At 36.2% G+C, this 12,869-nt stretch carries 12 protein-coding genes; 2 read left to right on the forward strand and 10 right to left on the reverse strand.

Annotation, left to right across the window (positions count from 1 at the left end; genetic code table 11):
- Positions 1-97: 97 nt before the first annotated feature.
- Both ACEPXD_RS15285 and ACEPXD_RS15290 read left to right on the forward strand, forming a co-directional pair.
- Positions 98-1,393 (forward strand): glutamate-1-semialdehyde 2,1-aminomutase, encoded by a 1,296-nt coding sequence (locus tag ACEPXD_RS15285; RefSeq protein ID WP_391117271.1) that lies wholly within the window; start codon positions 98-100, stop codon positions 1,391-1,393.
- 22 nt (positions 1,394-1,415) lie between these two features.
- Positions 1,416-2,498, forward strand: a complete 1,083-nt coding sequence (locus tag ACEPXD_RS15290; RefSeq protein WP_391117273.1) for an FUSC family protein — start codon at positions 1,416-1,418, stop codon at positions 2,496-2,498.
- A 456-nt stretch (positions 2,499-2,954) separates the two neighbouring features.
- Here ACEPXD_RS15290 and ACEPXD_RS15295 read toward each other — a convergent pair whose 3' ends face one another.
- The 10 genes from ACEPXD_RS15295 to ACEPXD_RS15340 all read right to left on the reverse strand — a co-directional run bounded on the left by ACEPXD_RS15295 (position 2,955) and on the right by ACEPXD_RS15340 (position 12,846).
- Positions 2,955-3,683: a hypothetical protein gene (locus tag ACEPXD_RS15295; RefSeq protein WP_391117275.1), complete on the reverse strand. Its 729-nt coding sequence runs from the start codon at positions 3,681-3,683 to the stop codon at positions 2,955-2,957.
- A 216-nt stretch (positions 3,684-3,899) separates the two neighbouring features.
- The gene (locus tag ACEPXD_RS15300; protein ID WP_391117277.1) at positions 3,900-4,070 is read right to left on the reverse strand and encodes a hypothetical protein; all 171 of its coding nucleotides are present in this window, start codon (positions 4,068-4,070) and stop codon (positions 3,900-3,902) included.
- Positions 4,071-4,224: 154 nt separating this feature from the next.
- The gene (locus ACEPXD_RS15305; RefSeq protein ID WP_391117279.1) at positions 4,225-5,121 is read right to left on the reverse strand and encodes an ABC transporter permease; all 897 of its coding nucleotides are present in this window, start codon (positions 5,119-5,121) and stop codon (positions 4,225-4,227) included.
- Between the two features lie 14 nt (positions 5,122-5,135).
- Positions 5,136-6,140: an ABC transporter permease gene (locus ACEPXD_RS15310; protein WP_391117281.1), complete on the reverse strand. Its 1,005-nt coding sequence runs from the start codon at positions 6,138-6,140 to the stop codon at positions 5,136-5,138.
- A 67-nt stretch (positions 6,141-6,207) separates the two neighbouring features.
- The gene (locus tag ACEPXD_RS15315; protein WP_391117283.1) at positions 6,208-7,851 is read right to left on the reverse strand and encodes an ABC transporter substrate-binding protein; all 1,644 of its coding nucleotides are present in this window, start codon (positions 7,849-7,851) and stop codon (positions 6,208-6,210) included.
- A 40-nt stretch (positions 7,852-7,891) separates the two neighbouring features.
- Positions 7,892-8,860 carry an ABC transporter ATP-binding protein gene (locus tag ACEPXD_RS15320; protein ID WP_391117286.1) on the reverse strand — a complete coding sequence of 323 codons (969 nt, stop codon included), beginning with the start codon at positions 8,858-8,860 and terminating at the stop codon, positions 7,892-7,894.
- Positions 8,835-9,854 (reverse strand): ABC transporter ATP-binding protein, encoded by a 1,020-nt coding sequence (locus tag ACEPXD_RS15325; protein ID WP_391117288.1) that lies wholly within the window; start codon positions 9,852-9,854, stop codon positions 8,835-8,837. The genes ACEPXD_RS15320 and ACEPXD_RS15325 overlap by 26 nt, the downstream gene beginning before the upstream one ends.
- A 240-nt stretch (positions 9,855-10,094) precedes the next feature.
- Complete coding sequence (locus ACEPXD_RS15330; protein ID WP_391117289.1) at positions 10,095-11,843, reverse strand: ABC transporter ATP-binding protein; 1,749 nt, start codon at positions 11,841-11,843, stop codon at positions 10,095-10,097.
- Between the two features lie 59 nt (positions 11,844-11,902).
- Positions 11,903-12,442 carry a DUF402 domain-containing protein gene (locus ACEPXD_RS15335; RefSeq protein ID WP_391117291.1) on the reverse strand — a complete coding sequence of 180 codons (540 nt, stop codon included), beginning with the start codon at positions 12,440-12,442 and terminating at the stop codon, positions 11,903-11,905.
- Between the two features lie 137 nt (positions 12,443-12,579).
- A complete protein-coding gene (locus ACEPXD_RS15340) occupies positions 12,580-12,846 on the reverse strand; it encodes a gamma-type small acid-soluble spore protein (protein WP_391117292.1) in 267 nt (88 codons plus the stop codon).
- Positions 12,847-12,869: the final 23 nt, after the last annotated feature.

The following is a 12,869-nucleotide window of genomic DNA, read 5'->3' on the forward strand; positions in this document are numbered from 1 at the left end:
TCGTATCGAATTTTACCAATTTGTTCAATTTTTCTTTCGCATTTTTCATTAAAATTGACTACAATAGATAAAGACAAATTAAGCGGAGGTTTTACAATTGCAACGGATTTTATCGGAACAAATACATGCAGAAGCACTCGAACATATCGTAGGTGGCGTGAATAGCCCATCTAGATCCTATAAAGCTGTGGGTGGAGGAGCTCCAACCGTTATGGATAGAGCAGAAGGTGCTTATTTTTATGACGTCGATGGCAATAAATATATCGATTATTTAGCTGCATATGGCCCTATCATAACAGGTCATGCACATCCTCATATTACAGAAGCTATCACAAGAGCAGCACAAACAGGATTACTTTATGGGACACCGACAAAACATGAAGTGACGTTTGCTAAAATGTTAAAAGAAGCTATCCCTTCCCTGGATAAAGTACGTTTTGTAAATTCAGGCACGGAAGCTGTCATGACGACTATTCGGGTAGCCAGAGCCTATACAGGAAGAACGAAAGTTATGAAATTTGCAGGTTGTTATCATGGACATTCAGACTTAGTATTAGTTGCAGCTGGATCAGGTCCCGCTACACTTGGTACTCCCGATTCTGCAGGAGTACCTAAAGCGATTGCCGAAGAAGTGATTACAATTCCGTTTAATGATCCAAAGGCTTATGAAGTAGCTATGGAAAAATGGGGCGAAGAATTAGCTTGTATTCTAGTTGAACCAATTGTAGGGAATTTCGGGATGGTAGAGCCTAATGAAGGATTCCTACCACTTGTTCACAAGATTGCTAAAGAAAAAGGCACTTTAGTTATATATGATGAAGTAATTACAGCTTTCCGTTTTCATTATGGTGCCGCGTCAACCATGCTCGACCAAACACCTGATTTAACTGCTCTTGGGAAAATTATTGGTGGAGGTCTTCCAATTGGAGCTTACGGCGGTAAAAAAGAAATAATGGAACAAGTTGCCCCACTTGGACCTGCTTACCAAGCTGGAACTATGGCTGGAAATCCAGGATCTATGCAAGCAGGGATTGCTTGTCTTGAAGTTTTACAAACTCCTGGCGTTTATGAAGAACTTGATAGACTTGGCGCAAATTTAGAAGCTGGCATTTTAGATGCTGCTGAAAAAAATAATATAACGATTACTATCAATCGTATAAAGGGTGCACTTTCTGTTTATTTTACGGACGTAAAAGTAGTAAATTATGAGCAAGCAGAAGCTACAGACGGAGAGATGTTTGGTAAGTTCTTTAAGTTAATGCTGGAACAAGGCATTAATCTTGCACCTTCTAAATACGAAGCCTGGTTTATCACAACAGCTCATACAGATGAAGACATAAAAGAAACGATTATTGCGGTTGACCGAGCATTTGCTCATTTGCAACAATTATGAATGAAATGAAAGGTAGGATTAAATGAAATTAGGAGCTCGCGTATTTAAAACTGGAGTAGCGATCGTTTTCTCATTATTCATTGCGGACTTACTCCAGCTACCTAGTCCTGTCTTTGCAGGAATCGCTGCGATTTTTGCAATTCAGCCTTCTATTTATAGATCCTATTTGACTGTAATTGAGCAAGTACAATCTAATCTAATTGGAGCAGCAATAGCTGTAATTTTCGCTCTTGTTTTTGGGAATCATTTTATAGCGGTAGGATTTGCTGCAATTATTGCAATTATGATTATGCTAAAGTTCAAACTTGAAAAAACAATTTCTTTAGCACTTGTAACTGTAATTGCAATAATGGAAGTGCAAAGCGATGCCTTTATTACATTCGCTTTAATAAGATTCTCTACTATTCTTGTAGGTGTTATATCCGCATTTATTGTTAATTTAATATTCTTACCTCCCAAGTTTGAAACGAAGCTATTCAATGCGATTCATTATACGCAAGATGAAATTATTCGTTGGATTCGAATTGCTGTTAGGCAGGCTTCCGATCACAGTTCTACTAAACAGTCAATCAATCAACTAAAAGGTCGTCTTAGTAGAATTGATCAAATTTATTTATTTTTTAAGGAAGAACGCGGTTATACAAAAAATGCTATTCATACAAAAGGTCGAAAGTTAGTTGTTTACCGAGAGCTGATCACTGCTTCCTACAGAAGTTTGGATGTCTTAAAAAGGCTGCATCTCCATGAAAATGAACTTTTAAGACTTCCAGAGCATTTTCGAATGATGATAAAAGAACGGTTAGATGCTCTTTTAACCTACCATGAACAATTACATTTGAAATTCATCGGAAAGTTAAAACCAGAACATATGGATTGGAACGGTTCTGAAGCATTTTTGCAGAGGCAAGAAGTGATGGATATCTTTGTACAACAAATAGCCTTGACTCGAATTGAAGAAGAGTTTTCAACTTATCATTTACTTCATTTATTATCATCTATTTTAAAATACGAAGAGCAATTAGAACATATAGATACACTAATAACATCCTATCAAAATTTTCATCACTCGGAGTTAACTGTTCAAATAGAAGAAACTCCTTACTAAGGATAGCTTAAGCGTCCTATAAGTACATCTGGTCTTTACCGTTTCCGGAGTGCATTGGACTAAACATTGGCTACACTATTACCTTTAGGGCTATGGATCGTGAAGTGACTACATCACTTCACGATCCATTTTTTACTGCAATCCTGTTGCGGGTGTTTGTCCGTTGCCCTCTTGGAATATCTAAAGACATGATGCATTAGGTTTGGTTAATGAGAGATTAGAAACTTTCCTATTCTTTTAAAAGCGGAAGAAGATGCAATTTCGTCCGCTCAACGCTTCTTTATTAATAGATGGCTATCTATTTCTTTTTAGTGCCAAGTCTAATGAGAAAACGCTTTTTAGAATTCAAGAATTGCAAAACTAGGTGCATTTTTTAACACTTTATGGCACTTCGAGACTAATTTACCCTTAAGCGAGACCAATTGCACTAGACCCAAGACTAATTCAATTCAAAGTTCAGTTCTCTGATACTAATCTAACAAATTCAGCATAACTTGGAAAAGAGTCCGATTCAGGAATTTCGTTATAAGAGTAATTTGTAAAAACTGCAACTATATCTAGTTGACCATCTTCAGGTAACGCATCTAATTTGTCGCCTAATGATCTTCTTAAATCTTCATCATTTCTAATATCAAAGAAGATACCTCCTTTTTCAAATTGCCAGAATGTGTGCGGCATGGTCTCTAAATTCTCATTGACTATAAAGGAATAATCACTTCCTCCACGAATAATGGATCCTTTGACTTCAAATTCACCAGTGAATTTTATAAAATAAGCAGTTGCGTCATTAATTGCCTCCGTGTTTATATCTGAAACGATTAAATCAGCGATTTGGTTATCTATTTCTACTTGATCAGGGGAAAAGATACTTAAAGTATCAGCGATGGTACGATTATTCGAAATGGGAAATTCAAATACCATCTGATAACGATTAATTAAATCCTTCTGCCTTTCATTTTCGAATTGTAATGTAGTTATTTTATTAGTTAATTGATCATTTTTCCTAGATGCTTCCAAGCTAGCTATTTTTACATCTAATTCTAATTCCTCCTTAGCTGCTGATAATTTTGCATTTTCTTTCTTTAATTGTTCATTTTCTTGTTTAATATCATTCTCAGACTCATTATTAGAACATCCACTCATATTCAATATAGTAAGTATGATAATCACATATAAATATTTCACAGACACCCTCCCTGTTTCAACTACTCATAATTTTATTTATTATTGAAGAACAGGAAACACCTGAACCCCTAGAATATTTTTACGAACCTGAACTTTCGAGACAACCTATGATATTGAACTAGCGGGATATCCGGATGGATAATGGATTCGTATACGTTCCTAACAATGGATAAGTTTCATTAATCGGCAATAAACAACTTTTCGTATAGACTGTTGCTATTTTAACGATTCATATTCTAATTCCTTTTCAATTTCTTCATTACTAATGATAACTATCTCTTTTTCTTTAACGTCAAGATGTTTTACAATCAATTTTAGTAGATGTTTAATAATCGATAGACTGTAAATTACATACAACGCAAATAAGATCACCAATATTATCCACAACTTTTAAAGAACCTCCTTATTTTTCATTTATCATAAAACAACAAATCTTACGAAAGGAGCTATTTTAAAAGAAAAGACTGTAGATAAACTCGATTTTCATCTAGTTTGTCTACAGTCTGAAATGTGTCACCTAGTTAGGTCGGCGACACGTTTTTTAATTTTTCATGCGAGGATCAAGTGCATCACGTAGACCATCACCCATTAAGTTAAACCCTAAAACAGTTAACATGATTGAAATTCCCGGGAAAAACATCGTCCATGGTGCAGTACGTAAAACGACTCGTGCATCCGCTAACATTTTTCCCCACTCTGGTGCCGGTGCTTGTGCTCCTAATCCAAGAAACCCTAAAGCAGCTGCTTCAATAATAGCCGACGCTATAGCTAACGTACCCGCCACAATTACAGGAGCCATGGAATTAGGAAGAATATGAGAAAACAAAATACGTATATCTTTCATTCCAATTGCTTTAGCAGATGTTATGTATTCCTCTTCTTTAATACTCAATACTTTTGAACGAATGAGTCGACCAAAGTTAGGAATATTAATGATAGCAATTGCGATTAATGCATTTCGTAAAGATGGACCTAATACAGAAACAACTGCAATGGCTAATAATATACTTGGAAATGCTAGCAGTATATCAAAAGTTCGAGATATAATCGTATCTACCCATTTTCCATAATAACCAGCAATTATACCTAAAATACTACCGACTACAACTGATCCAATTACAGAGAAGAATCCCACACCAAGCGAAATTCTTGCTCCGTGAATAACACGTGAAAAAATATCACGACCAAAATCATCCGTACCGAACCAATACTTACTAGAAGGTGGTAATAGACGATCTTTTAATAGCTGATCATTTATTCCTTGTGGTGTAAATAATGGACCGAAAAGTGCTAGAAATATGAAGAAAAGAACGATTAGTGCTCCAACAAGTGCAACTTTGTTTTTACTAAAACTCCGCCAAGCATCGAACCAAGGTCCGGTCGTTTTCTCTGGAAGTGTGACGGTATTAATTGGCGGATTCGGAACCATTTCAGACATATCTATTCCTCCTTTTAGTCGTATTTAATCCTCGGATCGATAAGGCCATATAAAATATCCACAAAAAGATTAATCATGACAAAAATAAACGCTACAATTAATATCCCTGATTGAATGACAGGATAATCCCGGAACTGGATAGCTTCATAAATATATCTACCTATACCTGGCCAACTAAATATGGTTTCTGTTAATATCGCTCCTCCAAGTAACAGACCCATTTGAAGACCTATAACGGTTAATACTGGAATAATCGCATTTTTTAACGCATGTTTATATACAACCCAAAACATCTTTTGTCCTTTTGCACGTGCAGTTCGAACATAATCCGCACGCATTACTTCAAGCATACTAGATCTTGTCATACGGGCAATAATAGCCATTGGGATGGTTGCAAGTGCAATACCAGGCAATACTAAATGCTTCAATACTTGTCCTAACTGATCGAATCGTCCATTTAGGATAGTATCAAGTACATATAAGTTTGTCATAACTGAAACAGGATCCCTTACTTCTTCTCTACCAGATGTAGGAAGCCAATGAAGTTCTATTCCAAAAAGCCATTGTTCCATTAAACCTAACCAAAAGATAGGCATGGATACGCCAATTAACGCTATTACCATTGCCAAATAATCAAACCATGAATTTTGGAACCACGCAGAAATAATGCCTGCATTAACCCCAATAACTACAGCAATAAGTATAGCAAAGAATGCCAATTCAAAAGTAGCTGCTAAATAAGGCCATACTTCCTTCGTAACAGGTTGAACCGTTCGCATCGATTCCCCTAAATCACCTTTAAAAAGACCAACCAAATAATCGAAATATTGCGTATACCAAGGATTGTTTAATCCAAGCTTTATTTCTAAAGCTTCTATCGCTTCTTTCGATGCTAACTGTCCTAATATAACTTGAGCTGGGTTTCCAGGAATAGCCCGAATAATCATAAAGACAATAAAAGTCATACCGAGCAAAACAGGAATTAATTGTAATAGTCTTTTTCCGATATAGTGAAGCATTGTCTTCACCTCTCTCTTATAAATAAGAAAAGGGAGAAATCACGAAGACCTCTCCCCTTCAAGCTTATTACTTAAAGTCGACGTTCGTTAATTTATCAGATCCAGTAGGATGTGGTAAGAAGTTTATCAAATCCGCTTTCCCTGCAAGTAATGGAGTTGAATGAGCAAGAGGTACCCAAGGTGCATCTTTAAAAATAATTTCTTGAGCTTGCTTATACAAATCAATACGTTTATTCTCGTCTACTTCTGTTTGAGCTTCTATTAGGATCTTGTGTACGTCTTTGTTGTCATAATAAGCGTAGTTATTACTTCCAATATTGTCGCCGTCAAGTAATACGTAGATGAAGTTATCTGCATCTCCGTTATCACCAGTCCAACCAAGCATGAATGCATCTGCTTCTCCGTTACGAGCTTTTTCTAAATAAGTTGCCCACTCATAAGAAACGATTTTTGCTTTAATGCCAATATCCGCTAAATTCTTTTGAATAACTTCTGCAACTTTTGCTCCATCTGGCATATATGGTCTTGGAACAGGCATTGCCCATAATTCCATTTCAAACCCATCAGCAAGTCCTGCTTCTGCTAAAAGTTGTTTTGCTTTTTCAGGATTGTATTCATATCCAGGAATATCATCATTGTATCCACTAATAGAAGGAGGCATTGGATTTTTTGCAATTTCTGCACGCCCTTCGAAGAATGCATCGATGATAGACTGTTTGTCAATTGCGTAGTTCATTGCTTGTCGTACTTTTACATTGTCAAACGGTGGGCGAGTATTCGTTAATCCAAGGTATCCAATATTCATAGAAGGTCGTTCAAATAACTGTAAATTAGAATCTCCTTCTACCGTTGCGCCATCTGCTGGATTTATTCCATCTGCTAAGTCAATTGCTCCATTAAGTAGCTCATTTAAACGAGCTGAGTTATCTGGAATTGCACGGAACACAATTTTATCAAGTTTTGGATAGCCCTTTTCCCAATAACCATCAAATTTTTCAATTGTAATAGAATCATTACGTTTCCAATCAACAAATTTGAATGGACCAGTTCCTACTGGATTGTCACCAAATTTATCTCCATCTTTTTCAAATGCAGTTGGACTTGCAATACCAAATGGACTCATTGCAATATTTTTTAAGAATGGTGCTTGTGGACGTGTAAGTTTAAAAACAACCTTATTGTCGCCATCAGCAGTAACGGAAGCGATTACGTGGCCATCATCTCCTTTAAAGCCACCAAACATAGATCCATAGTATGGGAATTTGTCGTCTGAGCCGTTTGCCCAACGTTCAAAATTTTTCACTACAGCTTCTGCGTTAAAGTCTGTTCCATCATGGAATTTTACCCCTTCACGCAAAGTAAAAGTATAAGTAAGACCATCATCTGAAGGTTCCCATTTTGTTGCTAATCCTTCATGAATCGTTGTATCTTGTTCTCCAAAGTTTAATAGTGTTTCAAAAATGTTTTGTGTAACTTTGTAAGACTCCCCATCTGTTACAACAATAGGATCTAATGATACTGAATCTCCCCCACGACCAAAGACGAGTATTTTGTTGCCTGTAGATACAGCCTCACCCTTAGAAGTTTCTTTATTATCTTTACTCGTGTTTTCTTTGCTATCTGAAGAATCATCAGAAGAACATGCAGCAAGCACTACAGTTATCGCTAACATCATCAATAGCATAAATGGCCATATTTTCTTTTTTCTCAAATTTACCCCTCCGTAAATTATATTATCAATGTTGCACTGCCTATTTGTATAAATGGCAGGCAACAAAATGACCTGGCTTCACTTCTTCTAGTTTCGGTACAACGGTTGTACAAACATCCATTTTAAAAGGACATCGTGTATGAAAAGTACAACCTGTTGGTGGGTTAGAAGGACTCGGAATATCTCCTTCTAATATAATTTGCTCCCTTTTAAACTTTGGGTCAGGAACAGGAACCGCTGAAAGTAATGCTTTTGTATATGGATGTAGAGGCTCTGCATACAGAGATTCACTGGTAGCTAGTTCAGCCATTTTACCTAAATACATAACGCCTACGCGATCACTTATATGACGCACTACCCCTAAGTCATGCGCGATAAAGATATACGTTAGATTTAGTTCTTTCTGTAAGTCTTGCATTAGGTTAAGTACTTGCGCTTGAATAGAAACATCGAGCGCTGAAACTGGTTCATCCGCAATAATGAGCTTTGGATTTGTCATCAATGCTCTTGCAATACCTATACGTTGACGTTGCCCTCCACTAAATTGGTGTGGATATCGTTTCGCATGATAACTGCTAAGCCCTACAATTTCTAAAAAGTCATATACTTTCTTTTTACGACTTTTAGCGTTTCCAATATTATGAACAATGAGTGGTTCCATTAAAATCTTCTCAACCGTATGTCGCGGATTTAAAGAAGCATACGGGTCTTGGAAAACCATTTGAATTTCTCTACGCGCTTTTCTCATCTCAGAACTAGAAATACTTGTTAGTTCTTTTCCATCAAAGGTTACTTTACCTTCTGTCGGCTCTAGTAATCTCATAAGCATTCGCCCGGTAGTAGATTTGCCGCAACCGGACTCGCCAACAATACCTAATGTTTCTCCCTCGTTTACATAAAAAGACACATCGTCCACAGCTTTTACAAAACCAGTTTGTTTCCCTAACAATCCCGAATTAGTAGGAAAGTACTTTTTTAACCCTTCAACTTGTAGCAGCGGTTTTGTCATTTACTCCTACCTCCTTCTCATCGAATAAGAAGCATCTCGTTTTATGTCCAGTAGATGTTTCGTATAAAGAAGGACTTTCTTCCGTACAACGCCCAAACACAGAATCACAACGTGCTGCAAATCGACAACCATTCTTGATCGTACCTGGCTTTGGAACATTGCCTGGAATCGAATACAGTCGCTGTTTTTTATACCGCATATCCGGAACAGAAGCGAGTAGCCCCTTCGTATATGGATGTTGCGGATTATTAAATATTGTTTCAACTGATCCTTCTTCTACCACTTTTCCTGCATACATAACGACAACTCGTTGACACGTTTCTGCGACTACTCCTAAGTCATGTGTTATTAATATAATCGCTGTATTTAAGCGTTCATTCAATTCTCTCATCAGCTTTAATATTTGCGCTTGAATCGTTACATCAAGTGCAGTCGTTGGCTCATCCGCAATGAGTACTTTCGGATCACATACTAATGCCATAGCAATCATTACACGTTGTCTCATACCTCCAGAAAGTTGGTGTGGGTAGTCTCTCATTAACTCTTCTGCTCTCGGTAATCCTACTAGTTTTAACATTTCTACTGCCCTTGCTTTGGCTTGCTTTTTATTCCAGTCCTTTTTATGTAATGTAATCGCTTCCATTAATTGGTTACCAATTGTGAATAAAGGATTTAATGATGTCATAGGTTCTTGAAATATCATCGCTACTTCATTTCCACGTATATTTCGCATTTCTCTTTCAGTCAATTTCGTTAAATCTTTCCCCTTGAATAAAATTTGACCATTTGTAATTTTTCCTGGTGGACTAGGAACAAGACCCATTATCGAAAGCGATGTAACACTTTTCCCACAGCCTGACTCTCCTACAATTCCAAGAACTTCTCCTTCTCTTACATGAAAGTCGATATAATCTACGGATGGAATAACACCATCATCTGTGAAAAAGGAAGTTTGAAGATCTTTCACTTCTAAGATTATTTCACGTTCCTGCATGATGACCCCTCTTTTCGTAACAATCCGAATTTTCTTATTATTAAAGTGCTATACTAGACATTTTACACAATTTTTAGACTTATGCAATACCTTATTCAAAAGTCATATGCCTTTCTACTTAGTCAATATCCAAATCTATCTGTATTTTCATACATTTTATTAGTTATCCATCCAATGATAAGTTATACCAAAAAACACTCAATAAGTATGAGTTTACTTATCGAGTGCTTTTTATTTGTTTTACTTATCTAATTGTTGTATTTGAAAGAGGTTATAATATACACCTTTTTGGCTCATTAAAATGGTATGATTCCCATTTTCAACAACTTCTCCATTTTCGATAACAAATATATTATCTGCATGCGTAATAGTCGAAAGTCTGTGAGCTACTATTATTGTTGTACGGTTCTTCGCCAATCGTTCTAACGAATCTTGAATTAATGATTCGCTCTCTAAATCTAATGCGGAAGTTGCCTCATCTAGAACCAAAATCGTAGGGTTTTTTAAAAATACTCGTGCAATTGCTACACGTTGCTTTTGTCCACCAGAAAGTTTTACTCCACGTTCCCCGACTTTCGTCTCATAACCTTCTGGTAACTCCATGATAAAATCATGTGCATTAGCCGCTTTTGCCGCTTCAATTACTTCTTCATCGGAAGCATTTGGATTTCCCATTAATATATTCGTTTTAACTGAATCGCTAAATAAAATATTGTCTTGTAATACGATTCCAATATGTTTTCGAAGAGATTCAATCGTTACGTCACGTATATCTTTTCCATCAATTTGTACACTGCCACTTGTTACATCGAAAAATCTAGGGATTAGACTAATTATCGTCGATTTCCCTCCACCACTCATCCCAACAAATGCTACTGTTTGTCCCGCATTTACATGAAAATCCACATTATTTAATATTGTATTTCCATCTTTCTCGTATTGGAAAGACACATTAGAGAAAGTGACATCTCCTGTAGAGTTTTCTAAGATAGAGGCGCCTTTTTTATCGACTATATCGTATTCTTCATCCATTAACTCAAATACTCGATCCATCGATGCAAAAGCTTGTGTTAGTGTCGTAGATGAATTAACTAAACGTCGTAGTGGACTATATAAACGTTCAATATATGCCACAAAAGCGGCCATCGTCCCGACCGAAAGTCCATTATAAATTGCTTCATAGCCAGCAAATGCTATCACAAGTAACGGTGCAATATCTGTTATTGTATTTACAACAGCAAATGCCTTTGCATTCCAAATCGTTTGATCCACCGCTTTGTCTAAAAATTCTCCATTTGCTTTATCAAATAATTTTTGTTCGTGTTTTTCTAGCGTAAATGTTTTGATAATGCTCATACCTTGAACACGTTCATGTAAATAACTTTGGACTCCTGCAAGTGCTTGCGAACGTTTTCTTGTAAGATCACGTAATTTACCAAAAAAATACTTCACACTAAATGCGTAAAATGGAAATGCTAGCAATGTAACAAGCGTTAACTTCACATTCATAGTTAACATAATTCCAATGGCAATTAAAATGGTTGCTAAATCTAACCAGACGTTCATTAAACCGATCATAACAAAATTTTTCGTTTGCTCTACGTCATTAATTACCCTTGAAATAACTTCCCCGGCACGTGTATTTGAGTAATACTTTAAGCTTAGTTTTTGTAGATGAATATATAACTTTTGACGAATATCATACAGTATTTGGTTACTCACTAATTGTGCCAAATATTGTCGATAATACTCGATTGGTGGACGAACGATTAAAAAGATTAAGGAAGTTCCTCCTAGCCAATAAACTAGTTGATGCATTTTTTCTTCTGATGTTAATCCCTTTCCTCCAATAATATCGTCAATAACGATTTTTATAAGGAGTGGTATAAATAAAGGAATGGCAAACTTAATAATGCCAATGACGATCGTTATAAATATTTGTACATTATATGGTTTTACAAATTGCATATATCGCTTAATCGAACCCATAATATTACTTCCTTTCCAAATCAGAAAAACCTGTTGTATGTATTCAACAGGTTTTCCGTCTACTCATTTAACTGTTTATAAAATTGATAACGACTTGTCCATGCCTCGATAAAATCTGGAGCAAAAGGACCTCTTTTTTGCTTTATCCACGAAATAAGTTTTTCAACATTACGATCCAGAATACCATCTATCTCTTTAGGATAATTCATTTCCATTTTATGCTGTTCGTATTCATCTTCATCTAAAATTGTATAGGTCATGTCTGGAAAAACCTTTACATCTAAGTCATAATCAATATACTTTAACCGTTGATTATTATAGACAAACGGCGAACTCATATTGATGTAGTAATATACTCCATCTTCTCGGAGCATACAAATAATGTTGAACCAATGCTCTGCATGAAAGTAACAAATGGAAGGCTCTCTTGTAATCCAGGTTCTACCATCCGCCTCTATTACAAGTGTACGTTCATTTGCGCCAATGACAATGTTTTTGGTTCCTTTTAAAATCATCGTCTCCTGCCAGACACGGTGGATACGGCCGTTATGCTTGTAGCTATGAATTTGTATAGTTTCTCCTTCTGTTGGAATCGCCATGATTTAGCCACCTTTTCATCAAGCGCAAAATTGAATTTTAAACTTATTTTCTTATTATAGCAATCCATTCCAAAAAACTGTAGTAAAAAAATCAGCGAGGGCAAAAAGCCCTCGCTGATTTCGGTGAATCCATGTAATTATTTTGTTTGGTTAAAAGAACTACTAGCTTTTTGTTTTTTCATCTCTGCTTGTTGATTTTGTTGTTTTACTTGTTGAATATCAGTTTCTGAAGCAAACTCTGAAGATTTGGATTGATTTTGAGCTTGAGCGCTTTGAGATGATTGACGGTTTTGTTCTTTTACCTGTTGAACATCAGTTTCAGATGCAAACTCAGGGGTTTTGTATTGATTTGCATTTGGTTGTTTACTGTTATTCTTTTTCATGGATTTCACCTCCGTACACATATATCATGTGCACTTCTAATGAT

Source organism: Psychrobacillus sp. L3, from assembly GCF_042945595.1.
In the GTDB taxonomy this organism is placed as follows: domain Bacteria; phylum Bacillota; class Bacilli; order Bacillales_A; family Planococcaceae; genus Psychrobacillus.

Excerpts from the sequence above, each read along its gene's own strand:
- ACEPXD_RS15320 (WP_391117286.1), bottom strand. The coding sequence starts at position 8,860 with ATGACAAAACCGCTGCTACAAGTTGAAGGGTTAAAAAAGTACTTTCCT.
- ACEPXD_RS15325 (WP_391117288.1), bottom strand. The coding sequence starts at position 9,854 with ATGCAGGAACGTGAAATAATCTTAGAAGTGAAAGATCTTCAAACTTCC.
- ACEPXD_RS15330 (WP_391117289.1), bottom strand. The coding sequence starts at position 11,843 with ATGGGTTCGATTAAGCGATATATGCAATTTGTAAAACCATATAATGTA.
- ACEPXD_RS15310 (WP_391117281.1), bottom strand. The coding sequence starts at position 6,140 with ATGCTTCACTATATCGGAAAAAGACTATTACAATTAATTCCTGTTTTG.
- ACEPXD_RS15290 (WP_391117273.1), top strand. The coding sequence starts at position 1,416 with ATGAAATTAGGAGCTCGCGTATTTAAAACTGGAGTAGCGATCGTTTTC.
- ACEPXD_RS15340 (WP_391117292.1), bottom strand. The coding sequence starts at position 12,846 with ATGTGTACGGAGGTGAAATCCATGAAAAAGAATAACAGTAAACAACCA.
- ACEPXD_RS15335 (WP_391117291.1), bottom strand. The coding sequence starts at position 12,442 with ATGGCGATTCCAACAGAAGGAGAAACTATACAAATTCATAGCTACAAG.
- ACEPXD_RS15305 (WP_391117279.1), bottom strand. The coding sequence starts at position 5,121 with ATGTCTGAAATGGTTCCGAATCCGCCAATTAATACCGTCACACTTCCA.